Source organism: Streptomyces galbus, assembly GCF_005280195.1.
Taxonomy (GTDB): Bacteria; Actinomycetota; Actinomycetes; order Streptomycetales; family Streptomycetaceae; genus Streptomyces; species Streptomyces galbus.
The window spans coordinates 299627-321482 of record NZ_SZPR01000012.1 but is presented as its reverse complement, the minus strand read 5'-3'; the positions used below and the strand labels follow the sequence as shown (position 1 = coordinate 321482).

The window sequence follows — 21856 nt, the reverse complement described above, 5'->3', positions numbered from 1 at the left end:
GTCGTCACACGGTCCCGGCCGGCAGCAGTCCCGTCTCGCGCAGTTCCTGCCAGAACGCCTCCGGGACCGGTGCGGCGAACTGCTCGGCGCAGTCGGCGACTTCCGCCGCCGAGCGGGTGCCCACCAGGACGGCGGCGACGGCCGGGTGGGCGGAGCAGAACCGCAGGGCGGCGGCGCGCAGTCCGACGCCGTGCCGTGCGGCCACCTCCTTGATGCGCAGGGCGCGGTCCAGCAACTGCGGTGGTGCCGTCGCGTAGTCGTACGTCGCTCCGGGCCTCGGGTCGGCGAGCAGACCGGAGTTGAAGGGCCCGCCGACGACGACCGACACACCCCGCCGTACCGCCTCGGGCAGCAGCTCGGCGCCGGCCCGCTGGTCCAGCAGGGTGTAGCGGCCGGCGCACAGCACCACGTCGACGTCCGTGTCACGGACGAACCGGGTCAGCATCTCCGCCTGGTTCATCCCGGCGCCGATCGCCCCCACGACACCCTCCGCGCGCAGGCGCTCCAGCGCCGGGTACCCCTCGCGGAAGGCGGCCTCGGCGTGGTCGTCGGGGTCGTGGAGGTAGACCACGTCGACCCGGTCGAGGCCGAGGCGCTCCAGGCTCGCCTCCAGGGTGCGCCGGACGCCGTCGGCGCTGAAGTCCCACACCCGGCGGGAGGTCGCGGGGACGGCGAACCCGTCGGCCAGGTCGTCGCCGCCCGCGTCGGAGGGCTCCAGACGGCGGCCGACCTTGGTGGAGACCGTGTACTCGGTGCGCGGGTGCTCGCGCAGGGCCGCGCCCAGGCGCCGTTCGGACAGGCCGAGCCCGTAGTGCGGCGCGGTGTCGAAGTAGCGGATGCCCCGCTCCCAGGCGGCGGAGACCGCCTCGTGGGCCTGCTCGTCGCCGATCGCGGTGTAGAGGTTGCCGATCGCCGCGGCGCCGAAGGCCAGCGGGGTGACCGGGACGCCACTGCTGCCGAGGGTCCTCATCGTGGAGGTCCTTTCACGTGCGGGCGGGGAGCGGAAAGTCGCCTCGGCATGCTTATCAGACGGTCGGCTCACCGGCCTCCGGCACCCCGGTGACCGGAGGGGTCCCGGGGCGCCCCGGGACGGTCGCGCACCACGCCCGCCGCGCCGACCCCTCGACGTGGCGGTCCGGCCGGTGCACAGTTCTCCCTACGTCCTCACCAGCACGACCAGCACGCACCCGAGGAGTCCCCGTGACCAGCTGGACCGGTCGTACCGCCGTCGAGATCGCCACCGCCGTCCGCGAGAAGCGGGTCACGCCGCGGGAGGTCGTCGCCGACCACCTCGCCCGGATCGAGCGGCTGGACGGCCGGATCGGGGCGTTCCGCACGGTGCGGGCCGAGGCGGCCCTGACCGAGGCCGACGAGGTGGCGTCCCGCGCCGACCTGGCCGAACTGCCGCTCGCGGGCGTGCCGGTGGCGGTGAAGGACAACCTCGCGGTGCGGGGCGAGTCCCTGCGGGTCGGCTCGGCCGCCACCCCGGACGCGCCGGCCGCCGAGGACCACGTGACGGTGGCGCGGCTGCGGGCGGCGGGCGCCGTGGTCGTGGGCCTGACGAACGTGCCCGAGCTGTGCGTGTTCGGGACCACGGAGGGCGTGCACGGCACCGCCCGCAACCCCTGGGACACCTCCCGCACGGCGGGCGGCTCCTCCGGCGGCAGCGCGGCCGCGGTCGCCGCCGGCTTCGTGCCGCTCGCGCTCGGCAACGACGGCATGGGCTCGCTGCGCATCCCGGCGGCCAACTGCGGTCTGGTCACGATCAAGCCGGGCCACGGCGTGGTGCCGGCCGGGATCGGCGAGGGCGACTGGTTCGGCATGTCGGAGAACGGTCCGCTGGCGACGACGGTGGCGGACGCGCGGCTGATGCTGGCGGTGCTCGCCGACGCGGAGGTCCCCCGCGACGAGGACCACGGTGTGCTGCGCGTCGCCCTCTCGCTGCGCAGCCCGCTGGCGGGGGTCATGGTCAGCGCGCCGTTCGCGGGGGCGGCACGCGAGGCGGCCCGCCTGCTGGAGCGGGCCGGTCACCGGGTGACGCGGGCGGAGCCGCCCTATCCGCTGTCGCTGGGAGTCACGGCGCTGGGGCACTGGACGGCGGGCACGGCCGTGGACGCGCGGGGACTGGATCCCCGGCTGCTGGCCCGGCGCACCCGGGTGCACGCCGCCGTGGGGCGCCGGTTCGTCGGCGCGGCCCGGGAGGGCACGGCGCGCGAGCGGCTGCGGCAGCGCCTGGAGCCGTTCTTCACCGCGTACGACGTGCTGCTCACCCCGGCGCTGGCCCGCCGCTCCCCGCGTGCGGTGCCGTGGCACGAGCGCGGCTGGCTGCCCAACGTGCTGGTGAACACGGCGTATTCGCCGCTGACCCCGCCGTGGAACCTGACCGGCTGGCCCGCGATGGCGGTCCCCTTCGACGCGCTGCCGTCCGGTGCGCCGACCGCGGTGCAGCTGGTGGGCCGCCCGGGCTCCGAGGCGCGGCTGCTGCGGCTGGCGGAGCAGGTGGAGGAGTTGCGGCCCTGGCGCCGTACGGCGCCCCTGCGCTGAGGCCGCCACGTCCTGAAGGACCCTGCTCCCGCCGCGAACCGGCCGGGCGTCAGTCGACGCTGGGCAGGATGTGGGGCTCGGCGAGGTCGTCCTCGTAGCCCGCGAGACGGATCGGGGCGGAGCGGGCCCACACGTCGAGGCTCCCGATGTCGCCGGGCCTGCGGCGGCCCCGCTCCGTGCGTTCCTTGGGGCGTTCTTCGCGATTCATCGTCTCCGGTGTCACCGCACACTCCTTATGTGTCGGGTCACCCTCGGGGCGTGCCGGCCTCTGGACGGTCCGGCGCCTGACGCACCCTCGGGACTTGCGTGAAGGCAGTTCGGTCGCGGTGGCGCCGGCAACTCCAGGGAGAACGAACCGATGTGCACCGGCGTGTCCCATGACGGACCGTGGGTGCGGGTGGGACCCCTTGCTGGTGTCCGTCCGCTCCAGGTTAACCAAATGAGCGGAGAGCCGCTCGATAGCATCGAAAATTTGGGGTAACCATGGCAAGTCGCCCGGATGTCCTCACCGGTGAAGTATGCCGATTGCGGGCGGTATTCACCTTTTCCGTCTCACCCGAACGGCCTACGGGCTCGCAAGCGGCAGCGAGTCGGCGGCGCAGTTCAGGTGGCGTTGGCCCGTGCGCAAGCTGACCATGATCTGCTGAGGGACCGCAACGGCTGCCCCGCGGGAGGACTGACGCATGGAGCTGCGCAGCGTCGAGGAGCTGATGGACCTGCTGTCCGCGTGCCGGCGCGCGGCGGACGGACCGGGCGACGACCCCGGGGCGGACCTCGACCACGCCCTGCGCACGGCGGCGCTGCTGCGCCGAAGTCGCCCCGCGGACAAGGAACTCCAACTGGCGGGCCTGGTCCGGCCCGTCGGTCACCTGCTGTGCCCCTCCGGGGCCACCGGCCGCGCCGAGCGCACCGCCGACGCCGTACGGCCCCTGCTCGGCGCCCGCGTGGCCCGGCTGGTGGCCGCCCGCCCCTGCCCGGGACCGGCCGACGAGGACCTGCTGAGCCTGCGCGACGCCGACGAGGAGGCCCGGGTGACCGGCCTCGACGCGGGGGTGCTGGAGGACTGGCGGACGGTCCTGGAGCTCGTCGCCGAGCGCCACGCCCGCCTGGGCGCCGTCGACTGACCGGCGGACCGACGGCGGACCGCGGGCGCCCCGGCACGCGGGCACGGGCCGGGGTGAGACACCTGGAGGCGCCCGCGGGTCACCACTTGCCGGGCGCGTAGTCCTTGAGGAAGACGCCGTACACGTCGTCGCCGGCCTCGCCGCGCACGATCGGGTCGTAGACGCGGGCCGCGCCGTCGACCAGGTCGAGCGGGGCGTGGAAGCCGGCCTCGGCCAGGCGCAGCTTGTCGTAGTGCGGGCGCTCGTCGGTGATCCAGCCGGTGTCGACGGACGTCATGAGGATGCCGTCGGCGTCGAACATCTCCTGCGCGCTGGTCCGGGTGACCATGTTCATGGCCGCCTTGGCCGCGTTGGTGTTCGGGTGCCCGGCGCCCTTGTAACCGCGGTGGAAGACGCCTTCCATCGCCGAGACGTTGACGACGTACGCCCGTCCGCTCGCCGCCTTCTTCGCGGCGTCCGCCATCGCCGGGCGCAGCGCGCTGATCAGGATGAAGGGGGACGTGTAGTTGCACAGCTGGGTCTCGAGGAGCTCGACCGGGGAGATCTGGTCGATGGTCTGCACCCAGGTGTTGGTGTCGACGACGTCCGGGACGAGACCACCGGCGTCGATGGCGGTGCCGTCCAGGTGGCGGGCGACGCTGGCGTTGCCCGCGACGAGCGCGAGGTCGGCGACCCGCTGCGCGTCCAGGCCGCTCACCCCGACGGGCAGGGCGGCGATGCCGTCGACGGCACCGGAGTTGAAGGCGCCGATGACGTGGTGGGCGGGGAGCTCACCGGCGGGCAGCGGGGCGCTCTCGCCCTCGACCAGGGCCGCGTAGGCGGACGGCAGGCGGCGCACCGTCTGCGTCGCGTTGTTGATCAGGATGTCGAGCGGTCCCGCCGCGCCGACCCGCTCGGCGAGCGCCACGGCCTGGGCCGGGTCGCGCAGGTCGATGCCGACGACCTCCAGGCGGTGCAGCCACTCCCCCGAGTCCTCCATCGCCTTGAAGCGGCGGATGGCGTCCTTGGGGAACCGCGTGGTGACCGTGGTGTGCGCCCCGTCGCGCAGCAGCCGCAGCGCGATGTACATGCCGATCTTGGCGCGGCCGCCGGTGAGCAGGGCCCGCTTGCCGGTGAGGTCGGCGCGGGCGTCGCGCTTGGCGCGGTTCAGCGCGGCGCAGTCCTGGCAGAGCTGGTGGTAGAAGTAGTCGACCTCGACGTAGCGCTGCTTGCAGGTGTAGCAGGAGCGCGGGCGCTGGAGTATGCCCGCGATGCGGCCGGCCTCGACCTTGGAGGACGGCAGGATGCCCTCCGTCTCGTCGTCGATGCGCTCGGCGGAGCCGGTCGCGGTGGCCTCGGTGACCGCGCGGTCGTGGGCGGTCTTGGCGGCCCGGCGCTCCTGGCGGCGGCGCTGCTTGACCGAGCGGTAGATGTGCGAGGTGGCCCGGCGGACCTTGATCGCGTCGGGGTGGTCGACCTCGATCGTGTCCAGCTCCTCCAGCACGCTGAGGCACACCGCGAGCCGCTCGGGGTCGATGCCGGGGCCGTACGCCTCGGGGGCTTCGGGGGCGTCGACCGCCTCCGCCTGCGGAACCCGCGCCTGCGGGACGCGCGACTCCGCTTCGGGGGACGCCGGGACCGCCCCGTCCGCCGCCGCCAGGCCGTCTTCTGTCACCGTCATCGCGCTGCCGCTTCCCTGATCACCCGCGCAGCGCTCCGACCGCGCCCGCCTTCGAACGCGGAATTTTACTTCAGCGGCGGCTCCGCCTCCGAACCGGCGACGATCATGCCCGGCAGGCCTCGATCAGCGTCGCCACCTCCGCGGTGAGCGCGTCGGCCAGCCGGTCCAGGTCGGGGACGGCCGCGGCGTCCGCGACGAGCCCGTAGTGGACGTGGCCGCGGTAGGTGGAGACCGCCACCGCCAGGGACTGGCCGTGGGCGAGCGGGGCGTAGGGGAAGACGGCGGTGACCGGGTTGCCGCCGAGCTTCAGGCCGAGGCTCGGCAGGGGCACGCTGGTGACCAGGATGTCGAACCAGAGCCGGGCGGCCTGGCTCACCAGCGGTCCGCCGATGCGGTGCCCGAGGGCGGGGACGTGGTCGGCGAGCAGGGCGACGGCGCCCGCCCCCCGGTGCGGGCCCGCGTCCTTGTTGCGGTCCATGGCCGTGCGGACCGCGGCCAGGCGGCGCAGCGGGTCGGGATCGTGCACCGGGAGCCGCACCAGGTAGCCGGAGAGCCGGTTGCCCTGGGGGTGGGCGGTGCGCGGGCGGCGCCGGGAGACGGGGATGAGGGCGCGCGGGGCGACGTCGTCGCTGCCGTCGCCGCGCTCGTCGAGCCAGCGGCGCAGGGCGCCCGCGACGACGGCGATCAGGACGTCGTTGACGGTGCCGCCCACGGTCTTGCGGACGCGGTGCACGTCGTCGAGGTCGACGACCACGCCGGCGGTGCGGCGGGTGCCGGTGGGTTCGGCGGTGAGCGCCCCGGTGGACCGGGTCCCCAGGGTGGACACGGCCACGGAGGCGCCGATGTCGAGGGCGCGGCCCACGTCGGACAGGGCGCCGCGCACCAGGTCGGGCAGCCGGCGCACGTCCGGCAGCGGGCCGCGGCGCGGCTCCGCGGGGCGCGGACGGGACGCGGGCAGGTCCAGGTCCATGGGGTCGAGGACGGCGGCGGCCAGGGTCAGCGCGCGCAGCCCGTCGGCGAGGGCGTGGTGGAACTTGAACAGCACCGCGAAGGACACCCCGTCGCGGCCCGGCAGCACGTGCGCCTCCCACGGCGGCCGGCCGCGCTGCAGCGGGCGTTCCATGAGGCGGCCGGCCTGGGCCTGGAAGTCGGTGGTCGGGGCGTGCAGCCGGACGTGGCGCAGCGGGTCGAAGTCGGGGTCGGGCTCGCGGGCGGCGCCGCCGAAGGCCAGCGGGCGGCGCAGGTCGAGGGGGCGGTCGCGGTCGAAGGGCCGCCACACGTCCTGGATCCGCATGCGCAGCCCCGGCACCCCGGCCGCCCGCGCGGCGAGCAGGTCGGCGGCGTGGGCGCCGGCGGTCGGCGAGCGGGCCTCGAACACCCCGAGCGCCCCGAGGTGCATGGGGTGCTCCGGCGACTCGATGTTCCAGAACGCCAGGTCCAGGGGTGCGAGCAGATCATCAGCAGTCAAGGGGTGCCTCGCGTCGACAGCGGGTTGAGCCGGGGGAAGTCGACCCCCAGCATCCGCCATCGCGCGGTGGCGGCGCCCGTTACGACACGATCTGACCCTTCCCGAGGGCGATGACGCCTTCCTTGGACACGGTGTACAGCTCGGCGTCGCGCTCCGGGTTCACCCCGATGGTCGCACCCGGCGGCACCTGCACGTTCTTGTCCAGGACCGCCCCGCGCACCACCGCGCCGCGCCCGATGTGCACGTTGTCGTGCAGCACCGACCCCTGCACCACCGCGCCCGGGTCCACCACCACGCCCGGGGACAGCACCGAGCGGGTGACCTGCCCGCGGATCAGGCACCCCGCACTGATGATCGACTCGCTGGCCATGCCGCCAGCGTTGAAGCGGGCCGGGGAGAGCTGGCCGGAGTGGGTGTAGATCGGCCAGGAGCGGTTGTACAGGTTGAACGTGGGGCGCTCGGCGATCAGGTCCATGTGCGACTCGTAGTACGCGTCGAGCGTGCCCACGTCCCGCCAGTAGCCCTGGTCGCGGCTGGTCTCGCCGGGCACGTGGTTCTGGCTGAAGTCGTACAGGTGGGCCTCTCCGCGCGCGGTCAGCTGGGGCAGGATCGAGCCGCCCATGTCGTGCACGGACTCCTCGTCCTCGGCGTCGCGCTGGAGGGCCTCGATGAGGGCCTTGGTGGTGAAGATGTAGTTGCCCATCGAGGCGAAGACGCACTGCGGGTCGTCGGGAAGGCCGGGCGGGTCGGCGGGCTTCTCCAGGAAGCCCTCCACCGTCTGGCCGTCCGAGCCGGGCTTGATCACCCCGAACGACGACGACTCCGTGCGCGGCACCCGGATGCCGGCCACCGTGACGCCGGCGCCGCTGTCGATGTGCTGGGTGAGCATCTGGCGCGGGTCCATGCGGTACACGTGGTCGGCGCCGAACACGGCGACGTACTCGGGCTGCTCGTCGTAGATGAGGTTCAGCGACTGCAGGATCGCGTCGGCGCTGCCCAGGTACCAGCGCGGGCCGAGGCGCTGCTGGGCGGGGACCGGGGTGACGTAGTTGCCGAGCAGGCTCGACATGCGCCAGGTGGTGGTGATGTGCCGGTCCAGCGAGTGCGACTTGTACTGCGTCAGGACGCAGATGCGCAGGATGTCGGCGTTGACGAGGTTGGACAGCACGAAGTCCACGAGGCGGTACGTGCCGCCGAACGTGACCGCCGGCTTCGCCCGGTCCGCCGTCAACGGCATCAGCCGCTTGCCCTCGCCGCCCGCCAGGACGATGCCCAGCACGGAAGGTCCACCACGACGCATGGCCCGCTCTCCTCACCCTGGTTGATGCATGGTTGCCCCGGGCGGGGCGAACTAAGCCTGCGAAACGCCGACCGGTCCTCCCGGAGGCGGCTAGACCGCCTTCAGGACGTCCTCGTACAGCCCGACGGTGCGCCGTGCCACGGCGTCCCAGCCGAACTCCTCCACCGCCCGCTCGCGCCCCGCCTCGCCCATCCGCCGGGCGCGCTCCGGGTCGCCGGTCACCTCGTCCAGCGCCCGGGCGAGGGCCGCCTCGAAGGCCTCCCCGGTGTCGTCGAGGTCGACGAGCAGTCCCGTGCGGCCGTCCTCGACGACCTCGGGGATGCCGCCGACCCGGGAGGCCACCACGGGCGTGCCGCAGGCCATCGCCTCCAGGTTGACGATGCCGAGGGGCTCGTACACCGAGGGGCACACGAAGACGGTCGCGTGCGTGAGGAGCTGGATCACCTCGGGGCGCGGCAGCATCCGGGGGATCCAGTGGACGCCGTCGCGGGCCCGACTCAGCTCCTCGAACAGCTCGCGGAACTCGCGGTCGATCTCGGGCGTGTCGGGCGCGCCGGCGCACAGCACGACCTGGGTGGCGGGGTCGAGGTGCCGCACGGCCCGCAGCAGGTGGGGCACGCCCTTCTGGCGGGTGATGCGCCCGACGAACAGCACGTACGGCCGGTCCGGGTCGACGCCGGTCCGGGCGAGCGCGTCGGTGCCGTGGTCGGGCCGGTACAGGGCGGTGTCGATGCCGTTGTGCACGACGTGCACCCGGGCCGGGTCCAGGGCGGGGTAGCAGTCGAGGATGTCCGTGCGCATGGCGCCGGAGACGGCGACCACCGCGTCCGCGGACTCGACGGCGGTACGCTCGGCCCAACTGGAGAGGGTGTAGCCGCCGCCGAGCTGCTCGGCCTTCCAGGGGCGCAGCGGCTCCAGCGAGTGGGCGGTCATCACGTGCGGGATGCCGTGCAGCATCTTGGCGAGGTGGCCGCCGAGGTTGGCGTACCAGGTGTGGGAGTGCACCAGGTCGCGGCCCTCCAGGGCGGCGGCCATCGACAGGTCCACGGAGAAGGTGCGCAGGGCGTCGTTGGCGCCGTCGAGCGCGGACCACGGGCGGTGGCGCAGCACGCCCTCGGCCTTCTCCCGCGCGGTGAGCTCGCCCCAGCAGTGCACGTCCAGGTCGACCAGGGAGCGCAACTCCCTGGCCAGGAACTCCACGTGGACGCCCGCTCCGCCGTACACGTCCGGGGGGTACTCCCGGGTCAGCAGTCCCACTCGCACCCGGAACCCCCTGTTTCCTCGTGATCCTCGTGATCCTTCTGGCTGGATCTCCATGGTCACCCAGACGGGGCCCGTGGGGAAGAGCGCGGCGGTCGTGTGAAGCAACAGTCACCGCACACGCCACTGCCGGGCACACGGTAGTAGAGGCAGCAGCTACGGCGCCGGAAGGCCGGCCCGGTGACGGTGACGGTACCCGAGAGGTACGGGTGGGCGAACAGCCGTTCGGTGGCGGTGGCGGCGCGCCGGGCCACGTCCGGGCGCCCCCGGTCCCGCGCCCAGCGGTCGAGCTGGCGGGCCGCGCCCGCGACCGCGGAGGCCGCGTTGCCCCGCAGCAGGCCGGGAGCCAGGCGGTGACGGGCCGCCAGGGCGCGCCCGAGCGGAGCCAGGTGCCCGTCGAGCAGCACTTCGCCGAGGCAGTCGGCGGGCCGGGGCCGCACGGCCGTCAGCCACAGGTCGTCGGGTGCCGTCGCGTCGGGGTCCCAGCGCAGCAGTCCGGGGTCCAGCTCCGGTACGGCGCCGTGGAGCGCGGCACAGCCGAGGGCGGCCGCCGCGAGCCGGGCGGCGAGTCCCAGGTGGGCCACGGAGGCCGCGACGCGCTCCTCGGGCGCCCCGGTCCCGGCCGCGACCCTGCGGACGCGGGCGGCCAGGGGGTCGCCGGGACCGTCCGCCGTCCGGCCCGCGTAGGCGTCGGCGAGCGTCGCCAGCGGCCGGGGCGGGCGCACGGCGGCGCGCAGCACGAAGAAGCCGCCGAGCGCACGGAGCGCGGCGAGGTCGGTGTCGAGGGCGGGCGCGGGGTCGGACCCCCGGCTCATGGGGCCGTGTCCTCCGCGCCGTCCTCCCAGGACGGGTCCACGGGGACCTTCCATCCACGCAGCATGGACAACGTCTCCTTGCGGGTCTTCGGCCCGGCGAACCGGAAGGCCCGGTCGAGCACTTCCCTGCTCTCCAGGAAGGACTCCAGGAACGTGAAATAGGCGGTGTCCACGAGCCCACCCGTGGGATCCGTCTCGAGTCCCTCGATGAAGTCGAAACAGCGCTGCAGGAACTCCTCCCCCGCCGCGTCGATCTGCGGGGCTTCCATCAACGGCTGGAACAGCGGGTGGGCGAGCACCTCGGACAACAGGGTTCCGGGGTGGACGCTGATCTGTTCCCAGTGACTCACCTGCGACGCGCGCAGACCGTGGCGGCCCGCCGCCTTCTCCAGGTGGGGCTCCACTTCCGGGATCAGCCGCACGAGTCGGCTGATCAGTTCGTCGGAGGTGATTCCTCCCATGTCGGCACTCCTTCGTTCGCGTGCAGAAAGTGGCGCGCCACCGGCCGGGAGCGTTCCCCGGCCGGTGGCGCGTTCGGCGTGCCCGGCGCCGTGAGGTCAGGCCATCGGGCTCACCACGTAGCAGTCACCGAAGAACACGCATCCCGCGCCCTGTCCCTCGGGGATCACTCCCAGCGGGTCCGTGAGGGACTCCGACAGCCTCTTCGTCGCTTCCTCGAACCCGTAGTTGTAGGCGTCCACGGGGAACTGCGCGGCGCTGGCGGCCCCGCCCACCACCCCGAACGCCTTGGCGAAGCCACGGCCCTTGATTCTCTCACCCGTGGGCACGGCCCTCTGCGGGGCCTTCGGGTGGAGGTTCTCGGGGACGGCGAACTTCTGTCCGGTGACCTCGCTCATCGATTCCGCCGAGATGGTGGTCTTGATGAGCTTGGACACTGTCTTGTCGAACCCGCTCGCCTTGACGTTCTTCGTCACCTCGCCGGCGACGTCGTCCGCGTTGAGCGCCGTCCAGAGCTCCTTCGACTCATTGAGCGCCACCTTGCGGTCGGCGTCGGAGAGGATCCCCTTTCCGGTGTCCTCCTTGGCCTTGCGGTCGTCCTCCAGCAGGTCACGCAGGCCACCGAGTTTGGCGACGGCCTTTTCGATGTGCCATTTGGTCCCGTCGCCGCCGAAGGGCTTGCCCTCGTTCAGCTCCTCGATCAGGGCCGTGGCCGTCTTCCCGTCGCCCACCACGTCCGAGTCGGCGACCTGGGGCCTGATGTAGAGCTCCTTGATGATCTTCTCGAGGCGTTCGTTCTGCACCGGCGGCATGTAGGCGCGCTTCTTGTGCATACCCGGGTTCGGGTTCTTCTTCGGCTCCGGCTTCGGCACGACCCTTCCGCCCACGCAGGTGCCGGGCGGGGCGGTCCGGCAGTACTCCATCATGTCCGGGTCGTAGTTGCCCGTCGGGTCGCTGCGCCGCAGCGGATTGTTGTGGCCGTAGGCGTAGCCGTTGAGCTGCTGCGGGTCCGAGGGGTCGACCGCCGCGTCGGCGCTGAGGAAGCGGCCCGTGTCCGGGTCGTACTCCCTGGCCCCGAGGTGGGTGAGGCCGGTCGGGTCCTGCGTACCGCCGACGAAGCCCTTGGTCCCCGGCCAGCTCCCAGCCGGCGGCGTGCTGCCGCGGGCTCCGCCGAAGGGCAGGTTGCGGCGCTGCACCATGGTCTGCGTCGCGGCGTCGACGGCGAGCTCGCCGGTGTTGTGGTGGTCGCCGATCACGAAGGAGAGCGTGCCGTCGTCCTGGCGCACGGCACTGGCTCCGCCGAGGTCGTAGTACCGTCGCGCGGTCACCTTGCCCGTGGCCTTGGTCCAGGTGATCTCGGTGGCGCCCAGGTACAGCGTCGAGCTGCCGCCGGGGACCCGGCTGATCAGCCGCTTGCCGTCGGCGTCGTACAGGTACTCGGTGACCGAGGATCCCTTGGTGACGGAGGCGAGGTTGCCCTCGGAGTCCCAGACGAACGACTGCTTCGCCGCGCCGTTCAGGGTGCGGGACTCCGTGGCGCCGCCCGGCTCGTAGGTGTAGGTGTCCTTGCCGGTCACGGCGCCGGTGGAGGTGACCGATGTCAGGGTGTTCGGCTGGTCCGTGCCGTTCTCGTCGTAGCGGTAGGTGCGGGTGACGTCCCCCGCGGCCTTCCCGGTGGGGTCGTGCCGGGTGTCGGTGTCGCGGTTCCCGGCCGCCGTGTAGGTGTACGACTGCCAGTACGGCGCGGGTCCGCCCAGTGCGGTCGAGCCGGGGGCGGCCGCGCAGTCACCGGCAGGGGTCCACGCCTCGGTCAACCGCTGGAGGTAGTCGTAGCGGAAACACTGCCGGTCCGTGCCCTGGCGCGAGGCGTCGGTGGCCGAGGTGACGTTGCCCGAGTCGTCGTAGGCGTAGGTGACCGCGCGGTCGACCCCGGGAACGCCCTCGCGTTCGGTCCGGCTGGTGGACAGGAGCTGGGTGCCCGGCTCGTAGGTGTTGTTGATCCAGACCCGCTTGCCCGCGCCGCCCAGCTCCAGTTCCTCCAGCTTCCCGGTGAGGCTGTAGCGGGCGTTGCCGACGTAGGTGCTGAGCCCTTCGGCCTTCACCACGTGCTGCAGGCCGTCGTAGGTCGGCGCGACGACCTCGGCGGGCAGGTTCCCCGCGGCCGGGTAGCTGGCCGACTTGACGGTCCCGTCCAGGTTGTAGGTGGTGTTGCTCTGGTAGCTGACGCCGGCCGTGCCGCCCAGTCCGGTCTCCGAGGCCGGGATCGACACGGTCGTGCGCAGCGGCCGGTACAGGTTGTCGTAGGCGTTGACGGTCTGCGTGTACTGCGCGCCGCCGGCGCCGCCCACGTACCGGGTGGAGCTGCCGAGGTACCCCTTGCGCACGGTGTCGAAGGTCCAGGAGGCCAGCAGCGTGCCGGTGGTGGAGTCCTCCCGGGTCTCGATGTGCCTGCCGAGCCGGTCGTAGACGAAGGCGAGTGTCTTCTTGCGGCCGACGTCGGTGGTCGTGGTGACCCGGTCGGCGTCGTCGTACGTCGTCCTGGTGGTGCCCGAGTCGGGGTCGGTGGACGTGATCTGGCGTCCGAGCAGGTCGTAGGCGTAGGAGCGGACCGTCTTGTCCGGGCTGGTGACCTTCGTCAGGTGCCCGTCGTGGTCGTGCTCGTACAGCGTGCTGTCGAAGGCACCGGTCGGCGACGTGCCGTGGAACTCACGCAGTTCCGTGGTCCGCCCGGCCGCGTCGAGCACGGTCGCGGTCGGGGTGGTGCCGGCCGGCGGATCGACCGTGATCAGGTCGGCGCTGTGGGTGGTCGTGGTGCGGGACAGCTCCACGCCCTCGCCGTTGCCCCGCAGCGTCTTGCTGAGTATCTGGCGGCCCAGGCCGTCGTACTCGTTGACGGTCTGGGACTCCACGGCGCCCTGCTCGGTGACTCCGAACAGCACGCCGGTCGGTGCACCGGCGGCGTAATAGGGCGCGTACTTGCGCTTGACCAGGCCGCGTTCGTCGTAGAACGTGTCGTCGATCAGGCGTCCGCCGTCAGGTCCGGCGGACTGCGACTGCCGGGGGCGCAGCCAGCCGTCGTAGAGGATGTACGACGCCTGCTGGCTGCCGTCGTTGCGCAGCTTCTTGGCGACGACCGAGGCGATGGAGCCTTCCTCGATCCGGTAGCCGTACTCCAGGCTGGGCGTCGGGCTGGAGGCCTTGGGGCGGTTCGCGAGCCAGGCCTTGGTGAGCCGGCCCAGCGCGTCGAACTCGGCGTCACTGCGCTTGCCGTTGGTGTCGACCGTGGCGGTGGGCAGCGAACGGACGCCGTCGAACTCGGTCACGACGGACTGGGCGCTGGACGGGGTGCCGGCGACGAGTTCGGTGCCGGTCACGGTGAGGGTGGCGGGCTTGGTGGTGGTCGCCGGCGCGAAGACGGTCGTACCGGTGGCTCCGGACGAGTCGGAGGTCGACCGGGGCCGCCCGTACGCGTCGTAGCCGGTGCTCTTCCAGCGGTACTTGGCCGTGGTCCCGGTGTAACCGACCAACTCCTCCTGCTTGGTGAGCAGGCCGCGCGTCGGTGCGGCGCCGAAGGCGAGCGAGTCGTAGGTGTTGCGCTTGCGGGAGAGCAGGTGGGCGGGGTAGGTGACGGCCGTACCGCACGCCACGTCCAGGACCTCGACCTGCTTGGGCAGGGCGCGCAGCCAGTTGGCGGGGTTGTCGGCGTACGAGGTGGTCGTGCACTGCTCGTCGCCCGCTGCGGCCTCGCCGAGGTCGCTGTCGGCGACGACCCGCCCCTCGTCGTCATAGGTCGTCGCGGTGGAGGTCTGACGCCACGTGCCGTCGTGCTTGCGGGCCCAGGCGCGGGTCGCCGACGTGCCGGTGAGGTTCGCGGTGACGGTGCCCCAGTCGCGTACCCGTTCGGCGGTCTGCTTGCGCCACGGGGTGTTCACGGTCTTGCGCTCCACCGTGCCGCCCGGCGCCGCGTACTCGATCGTCTTGAACTCGGTTCCCTGGAAGGCCTCGTGGTCGGTGACGCTTCCGCCCTCGCCGTCGGGGACGGTGACGGACTTGCTGCCGCCCGCGGTGGTCCTGCGGTCGCCGTCCATGCCGCGCAGGAACCAGTGCTCGGCCTGCGAGCGCATGCCGGCCCAGCCGCCGGACTGGACCTGGACCCGGCCGTAGCCGTGCCACTGGGACCAGGTGCGGTACTTCTCCTTGGTCAGGCCGTCGTCGTCGGCGTAGTGCCACGCGGCGCCGTCGAGGTAGGCGTACCTGGTGACCATGTCGTCGGCCCCGCCGGTGCGGTCGGTGGCGGTGACCTGGGTGACGACGTACTTGTTGAACCACTCCTGGACGGGGTCCGCCGCACCGGCGGGCTGCCAGTACTGCGGGAAACAACGGGTGGTGTTCGTCTCCGGGCTGGGCAGTGCGGCGAAGTCACACTCGGGATCCGAGTAGGCGACGTCGATGGTGCCCCCCGACTCGTCGGAGACGTTCGACAAGCGGTACTTGATGAAGGGCGCGATGCCGTCGCCGAGCCGGTCCAGGCGGTTGGGCGCCTGCTTGTAGCCGAACGTCACCTTGGGCAGGGTGATCGAGGGTGTCGCGGACAGGCCGGTGTGCTGGACGGAGTCCAGGAGCAGGGCTCGGTCGATGTCCGCGTCACCCCACTTCTGGGTGAACGCCCACGCGTCGGCGTCGGCATAGGCACCCGAGGGCTGGAGGATCTGCGTGGTGACCTTGGCCAGCCGCTTGCGGGACCAGAAGGACGGTGCGAACCGGCCCTTGTCGCAGTCGGTGCCCGCCTTGCAATCGAGGTAGTACGGGGTGTCCTCCCACCGGCTGGGGTTCTTCTCGATCTCCGCGGAGGCGCAGTCGGTGGCCGTGGGCTGGATGCACCGCTCGGTGTTGGTGAAGGCGACCCGGCCGACGGCCTTGGCGGTGAAGAGTGCGTCGCTGCGCTGGCCGTACTCGATGTGGTCGATGACGCCGCCGCGCTCGTACGGGGTGTCGTCGGCGGCCACGCGGTTGCGGCCGTAGGAGTTGGTCTCCGGGCTGTACCAGTACGACATCGCGTTGCCGCTGAGGTCGACGACGTAGTCCAGGTTCCAGCGCCAGGCCTGCTGGCACCACGACTTGGCGAAAGTGGCCTGGTGGCAGGGCTCGTCGGTGTCGTTGCCGAAGACCGGGACGGTCCAGGTGGACTTGGTCTCGGGCTTGCCCGTGTTCCACCCGGGGAGGCGGTTGTAGCCGAAGAAGTACTGGAGCCCGTCGGTGGTGGTCACCTTCCAGTACTCGCCGTCGTTGTCGCCGTTGGCGCGGTCCGCGCCGGTGAGCTTCTCGACGCGGGTTCCGTCGTCGTTGCGGATCCGCCAGGTGTCCTTGCCCGCCGGGATCAGCTCCCCGGCGCGGCCGTTGAAGCTGATGGTGGCGTTGTCGTACCCCCAGCACTGGTCGCCCGGGGCGTCGTCCTTGCTCCAGTCGCCGTCCTCACCGCACGGCTTGTAGCGCCGCTCGATGAAGCCGGTGTTCAGGTCGAAGCCGGAACCGACCCAGGAGGACTGGTTGTTGCTGGTGGTGGTCTGGCCGTCCACGGCACCCGAGGAGTAGCCGAGGGACAGCTTGGGCAGCAGCCCGCCGGGCACGGTCGGCGCGGGCAGCGGGTAGGACCAGGAGAAGTCGCCCGTCTGCAGGCTGGTCTGCCACATGGCCGACGACGACAGCGGCGTCGCGGTGTAGTCGCCCGAGCCCGGGGAACCGCCGGCGTCGGCCACCGCGGCCAGCACGACCGCTGAGGCGGCGGGGCGCAGCGCGACGGAGTCGGCGGACACCGTGCGCTTCTCACTGTCGTTGCGGCCGGCGACCGGGGTGACCGTGCGGCAGCGGGGCACCTTCGGCGTGGTCAGCGCGCAGGACGGAAGGGTCACCAGGCGCAGCCGGGCGCCGTAGTCGCCGCCGTACGCCTCACCGAAGGCGGAGTAGTCCAGGCTGACGCCGACCTGGTGGCTGCCGGTGCCCTGGGGCCCGGGGCCGGCGGCGCTGACGGAGAGCAGCACCGCGTCGAGACCGAGATCGTGGGCCCGGCTGCGCGGCAGCAGGCGCACCTCGGCCCGGGTGGGGGCGCTCGCCGCCGGTGCGGCCAGCAGCCGGACGGGCATGCCCGGAACACGCTGGGGCGTGGCAGCCGGGCCCCCGGCCGGGGCGAGGAGGGCCTTCTTCCGGCCGGGTGCCGCGGGGGCTGCGGCCGGCAGGGTGACCTGTGCGGTGCGGGCTGCCGGCCAGGCGGCCAGGGGCGCCCGGCGGGGCCGGGTGGCCAGGCCGTCCCGCTCGCGCGGCTTGACCTTGAGCGAGGCGCCGGGGACCGGGTGGTCGGCCTCGGCCGGAGCCGTGTGCCGGGTGCCGCCGGGTTTCGGCGCGGCTGCCGCCGGGTCGGCCTGGAACAGTGAACCGGCCAGGAGCACGGCCAGTGCCAGGGCGGTGCAGCGATGGTGACGGGCCGCGCGGAGCGCCCGTATGGGTCTGGACAACCCGATGGTTCCTTACGTCGTTGGGTGAGGACGTCGGTGGGTGCGTTGTGGATCGTGTGGTGTACCGGCCCGTGGGCCCGCCGGTTCGCGGGCCCACGGGCCGGGAGGGATGTGGTGTCGTCCGCCCGGGCGGACGGCTACGGGCCGGGGACGGTGTCCAGGGACTCGCCGTTGCCGAGTTTGGCGATCTGGGCGTCACTGGCCACGCCGGAGAAGACCCAGACGTCGTCGATCACACCGGGCCAGTACTCGCCGGGCGTGCCGTTCTCCTTGGTGCGTCCGAACTGGAGCTGTCTGGTCGCCTGGAACGGCTGGACGTTGGCCCGCCACGACATGGCGTCCAGCACCTGTTCGAGGCTGCCGTTGACGTAAAGGCGCGCCTCGTCGGCGAAGGAGTCGTAGACGACGGCGAGATGGTCCCATTCGAAGTCCGACTGGAAGCTGGAGTGCCGGACCACGGGCCGGGCCGCTCCCGCGGTGTCCGAGGTGGGCAGTTCGAGTTCGTAGCCGCCCTGGTTCTGCGGGTCCGCCGGGTCGGGGGCGTAGCGCACCGTGAAGGCGCTGTTGACGGCTCCCTCCGCCGACAGCACGGTGACCTTCTTCTGCGGGCGTGCCGCGGTGCTCACCCAGGCGGTGGCGGTGAAGCTCTCCCTGGTGTTCAGCGGAACCGTCGCGGCGGCGGCGTAGTCGTCCACCCCGTCCAGGACCAGGCCGCCGGCGCCGACCCATCCGGCGCCGGACCGCACGGTCGCCTGGGCGCCCAGGACGGCGGGCCGCTTGCCCGCGCTGTCGTCGGGGCTGGACGCCGGTGTGCCCGCTGTCGTGGCGTCGAACTTCCAGCGTCCCCTGACCTGCGGATGCTGCTTGAACAGGTCGCCGGCCTCGTCCTTGGAGATCACCCGGTCGTACAGGTGCACATCGTCGATCTGCCCCTGGAAGAACGACCCGGGCTTGCCGCCGTAGCTTCCGGCACCGACCTGTACCGGACCGGTGGCGTCCCAGGGAGCGGGCGTGAAGGGCACCGTGGAGACGAGGCTGCCGTCCACGAAGAGACGCAGTTCCTTCAGTGTGCCGTCGTAGACGCCCACGAGGTGGTGCCAACTGTCGCCGGGGTAGGTCTGGTCCGCGGCGGGTTTGCCGAGGTTGGCCATGGCCCGGGTCGGGTCGACGCCCGCGGCGTCGGAGTTGTAGCGGTTGAAGACCCAGCGGCGGTACGAGGCGGAGTAGTAGAGCTCGAAGCCGCTCTGCTCCCGGCCGGCCTGGGTCGCGACGACCTGCGCTCCGGTCGGCTCCGTCCTGGGGAGCCTGGCCCAGGCGGACACCGAGAAGCTGCGCAGGGTGTCCAGGTGCGGCCGGGCGGTGCTCGCGTAGGCGTCGGTGGCGGAGCCGAGGTCCAGGGCCCCTCCGACGTTCCCCGGGATCCCGAAGGCGGCGCCGTCGCCCTTGAGGACCAGCGGGTCCACCTGGCCGGCGCCCTTGGCCACGGGTGAGGAGGCCGGGTCGTCGAAGGTCCAGGCGGCCTTGGCCGGACGGCCGGTGGTGACGGCTTGCCGCAGGGCCAGCCGTCCGACGTCCTCCGCGGTCAGGGCCCGGTCGTAGACGGCGCTCTCGTCGATCGCGCCGTGCCACGCCTCGCCGTAGGCGCCGTTGAACTTGGCCCGGCCGAACTGGAGGTTAGCAGGGGCATGCCAAGGGGTGGTGGCAGCGGCGGAACCAGCCGGAGCGCCGTCGACGTACAGGGTGTACTTGGCGGCCGCGGCGTCACGGACGGCCACGAGATGGGTCCAGGTGCCGACCTTCGGCGGGCCGGACGAGAGCACCCGCACACCGTAGTCCGCACCGGTGGCGTCCTTGACGGGCACGCGCAGGGCCCAGCGTCCAGCGGCCTTGTCGTAGCCGAGGGAGAAGCCCGACTGGGTCGTGCCGTCGACACTGACGGCTGTGGCGGTGGCGGAGTCCGAGTCGAGGCGCACCCAGGTGGAGACGGTGAAGTCGCCGTCCGTGTCCAGCAGGTGGGGACCCGCGGCCGCGTACCCGTCGGTGGCGGCGCCGCCGTTCAGCGTGAGTGCGGTGCCCTGGACGCCCGGTTCACCGAGTGCCGCGCTCCCGTCGAGGAGGGCGGGGCGGGATCCGCCGCTGCCCGGGTCGTCGGCCGAACCGGCCGGGGGGTCCAGGGTCCAGGCGGCCCGCTCGGGCTGGCCGGTCGCCACCCGGAACTGGTAGCTCGCGATCGTGCTGTCGTTGTTGTTGGCGTCCCAGGCCTGCACGTAGAGGTTGTTGAGCCCCGGCCGGGTCGGCATCACGTCGATGGACACGGGGGCCCCCGGCGTCGCGGGCCTGCGCTCGTTGGCCGAGGTCGGGTCCGCGTTCAGACCGAACCAGTACTTGGTCACGTCCGTGGCGGTCGAGTCGATGGTGAAGCGTCCGTAGCGGCCGACCCCGTCCAGCCACGGGTCGAGGGGGTCGTCGGTGCGGGACGCGGGGTACTGCGAGGAGGAGACGGTCGGTGCCGCGGGATGCCGCGAGTCGTAGGTCAGGTAGCAGCCGGTCTGGGTGTCACCGGCGTAGCTCCAGGGCCCCCAGAGCTTGCCGTCCGAGGCGCGGACGCTCCACGCGGCGGTCACGTTCTGCGGAATGCTCGACGGGAGGGTGATGGTGTACGGCTGTCCGGAGGCCTTCGGACCGATGCGGCCGGAGTTCCAGTGTTCCTTCCAGCCGTCGCCCGCGTCCCAGTCGACCTTGAACTCCGCGTACACCTGGTCCTTGTCGGGGTCCGACAGGACGGCTGTCGCCTTGGGGATGACGTTGACCGCCTTGGGCGCCAGTGTGCAACTGCCGCCCGGGCTCATCGTCAGTTGCGACTGCTTGGGCTGGTTCGGCGGGTTGTTGTACTCGACCCGCAGGAATCCGGTGCCGGCGAACCGCTTCCACTGAGTCTCGGCGCTCTCGTTCGGCGCCTTCAGTCCGAAGGTGAGCGAGGTCTGCTTGTTGGCCACGGCCCAGACGACCGCGTCCTTGGCGTTGAACTCGAGGTCCCCGTCGGGGCAGGAGGCCGTGGCTCCCTTGGCGGCGGTCACGGTCGGCATCTGGTCGATCCAGTAGCCCGTGGCCTTCTGGTCGTTCCAGGTCGTGGTGGAGGTGAGCGGCTTGGTCCGCCAAAACTCCACCGGCTGCTTCACGCAGTTGTAGGCGAACGTCTCACGGACGACGAACTCGGCGCTGGTGATGCTCTTGCCCGCGAAGCTCGTGACGGGAAGCTTGTAGAAGAGCCGTTTGGCGTCGTTGGGCGCGCACTTCAGACCCGTGAAGTTCGGCGGGCAGAAACCCAGGCCGGCGTCGTCGGCGCCGTCGAACTTGTAGAAGTCGGAGGAGGGGTAGGCGCGGGAGACCATCGCGTACGAGGACGCACGCGGCGAGGACCATGACGGGTCGATGAAGACGGGGTAGCGGGTGTCCGCTCCGCCGAGCAGCCGCGGGTCCGGGGTGAGGAGGAGGGAGCCGCCCTTGACGGAGGCCAGGACGTCGGCCCGCGCCGAGCTGTCGCCGGGGCCGTCGTACAGCTCGGAGGCCGTTGTGGTGCCTGGTCCGGAGGCGACGGCCGACGTGCGGCTGCGCGCGGACGGGGCGGACTTCACGGCGGGCGTCTTCGCTCCGTCGGCGCCGGCCGTGGGCGCGGCGGGGCTGTCGCCGGCTTCCCGGGAGTCCCACATCACGGGCTGAGCCGCCTCGAAGGCCACGCCGCCCGCCTGCGTGTCGACCGCCTCGATGCCCCCCGAGTCGGTGGAACGGACCGTGAGCCCCTTGCCGGCCATGGAGAGCCTCAGCGCGGCCAGCGCGGGGTTCGCCGCGGCCGTGGCGCTCTTGACGACCAGGACCTGGGAGAAACCGTCGGGCTCGGCGGTCATCCGCAGGTCCACGTCCGGGAAGACGTCCGGGTAGGTCACCGACGGGCCGGACAGCACCGGCGTGGGCAGCGCTCCGGGCCAGGAGAGCGACAGCTCCCGGCCGGCCTTGTTCAGCCTGACCAGAGGATCCCGGCCGCCGCCCGGCGAGAAGACCACGTCGGCGGCGGAGGCGGCCGGCGCGATGCCGGCCCCGTCGTCGAGCTGGCGCAGGCGGGTGTCGATGGTGACCCACTTGCCGGCCCGGCGGGTGCGCACCGGCTCCATGTGCGTGATCTCGGTGAGGGTGCCGCTCGGATTGACGAACACCTCCCGGTCCGCACTGCGCCGCGAGACGACTTCGACCTGCTTGCCCGTGCGCCGGGCTCGTTCTCGTGCCCGGTCCGTGTCGGGGGAGAGCGTGTCCGGCGCGGGATCATCGATGACGGGGGACGACCCCGTCGCGGCATCGGAGGTCTGCGCGAACGCGGCGGGGAGGGACGACCCTGGTAGCTGTCCTGTCAGCAGTGCCCCGACCAGCAGGGAGATCGCGCAGAGGGCGACTCTTCCCCGATATCTTTCAGCCACAACAGGCCTCTCATGAAATTTTCATATTGTGAAGATCACTATCTGGTCGGCCGATCAGAGCTGTCAACCAGCCCTTTTTCCGGACGGTGACCCTCCGCCCGCGACGGGGGAGCGGGCCGCCCGGCGGTCACCCGGTGGGTGACGCCGTCACCCGCCCTGGGGATGACGGGCGGTGCGCCGTACTCCATCGGCAGTAGGACTCATTGCGTGCTCAGGGACGACGACGGGAACAGGTTCGGCAGGGCATC

The 21856-nt window shown here is 72.4% G+C and carries 12 protein-coding genes; 2 read left to right on the top strand and 10 right to left on the bottom strand.

Features of this window, described 5'->3' with window-relative positions:
• Positions 1 to 4: 4 nt before the first annotated feature.
• Positions 5 to 970: an aldo/keto reductase gene (locus tag E4U92_RS14410; protein ID WP_137300770.1), complete on the bottom strand. Its 966-nt coding sequence runs from the start codon at positions 968 to 970 to the stop codon at positions 5 to 7.
• A gap of 230 nt (positions 971 to 1200) precedes the next feature.
• Between E4U92_RS14410 and E4U92_RS14405 the strand changes: the two genes are divergently transcribed.
• On the top strand, positions 1201 to 2544 hold the full coding sequence (locus E4U92_RS14405; RefSeq protein WP_137300769.1) for an amidase: 1344 nt from the start codon (positions 1201 to 1203) through the stop codon (positions 2542 to 2544).
• Between the two features lie 49 nt (positions 2545 to 2593).
• Here E4U92_RS14405 and E4U92_RS14400 read toward each other — a convergent pair whose 3' ends face one another.
• On the bottom strand, positions 2594 to 2752 hold the full coding sequence (locus tag E4U92_RS14400) for a hypothetical protein (protein WP_168372728.1): 159 nt from the start codon (positions 2750 to 2752) through the stop codon (positions 2594 to 2596).
• A 475-nt stretch (positions 2753 to 3227) separates the two neighbouring features.
• Here E4U92_RS14400 and E4U92_RS14395 point away from each other — a divergent pair, with 475 nt between their 5' ends.
• Entirely contained in the window at positions 3228 to 3668 is a 441-nt protein-coding gene (locus E4U92_RS14395) for a hypothetical protein (protein ID WP_137300767.1), read from the top strand.
• Between the two features lie 79 nt (positions 3669 to 3747).
• Here the strand turns inward: E4U92_RS14395 and E4U92_RS14390 are convergent, their stop codons facing one another.
• The 8 genes from E4U92_RS14390 to E4U92_RS14355 form a co-directional block, all read right to left on the bottom strand.
• On the bottom strand, positions 3748 to 5328 hold the full coding sequence (locus E4U92_RS14390; protein ID WP_229862033.1) for an SDR family NAD(P)-dependent oxidoreductase: 1581 nt from the start codon (positions 5326 to 5328) through the stop codon (positions 3748 to 3750).
• Between the two features lie 103 nt (positions 5329 to 5431).
• Positions 5432 to 6796, bottom strand: a complete 1365-nt coding sequence (locus tag E4U92_RS14385; protein ID WP_229862032.1) for a wax ester/triacylglycerol synthase family O-acyltransferase — start codon at positions 6794 to 6796, stop codon at positions 5432 to 5434.
• A gap of 79 nt (positions 6797 to 6875) precedes the next feature.
• Positions 6876 to 8096, bottom strand: coding sequence for a glucose-1-phosphate adenylyltransferase (gene glgC / locus E4U92_RS14380; RefSeq protein WP_137300765.1), 1221 nt, complete (start codon positions 8094 to 8096; stop codon positions 6876 to 6878).
• Positions 8097 to 8186: 90 nt separating this feature from the next.
• A complete protein-coding gene (gene glgA, locus E4U92_RS14375) occupies positions 8187 to 9359 on the bottom strand; it encodes a glycogen synthase (RefSeq protein WP_137300764.1) in 1173 nt (390 codons plus the stop codon).
• Between the two features lie 56 nt (positions 9360 to 9415).
• Entirely contained in the window at positions 9416 to 10171 is a 756-nt protein-coding gene (locus tag E4U92_RS14370; protein ID WP_137300763.1) for a (2Fe-2S)-binding protein, read from the bottom strand.
• Positions 10168 to 10632, bottom strand: a complete 465-nt coding sequence (locus E4U92_RS14365) for a hypothetical protein (protein ID WP_137300762.1) — start codon at positions 10630 to 10632, stop codon at positions 10168 to 10170. Before E4U92_RS14365 ends, E4U92_RS14370 begins: the two co-directional genes overlap by 4 nt.
• Positions 10633 to 10728: 96 nt before the next feature.
• Positions 10729 to 17139, bottom strand: a complete 6411-nt coding sequence (locus E4U92_RS14360; protein WP_137300761.1) for an RHS repeat domain-containing protein — start codon at positions 17137 to 17139, stop codon at positions 10729 to 10731.
• Between the two features lie 137 nt (positions 17140 to 17276).
• The gene (locus tag E4U92_RS14355) at positions 17277 to 21608 is read right to left on the bottom strand and encodes a LamG-like jellyroll fold domain-containing protein (protein WP_137300760.1); all 4332 of its coding nucleotides are present in this window, start codon (positions 21606 to 21608) and stop codon (positions 17277 to 17279) included.
• Between the last annotated feature and the right edge of the window lie 248 nt (positions 21609 to 21856).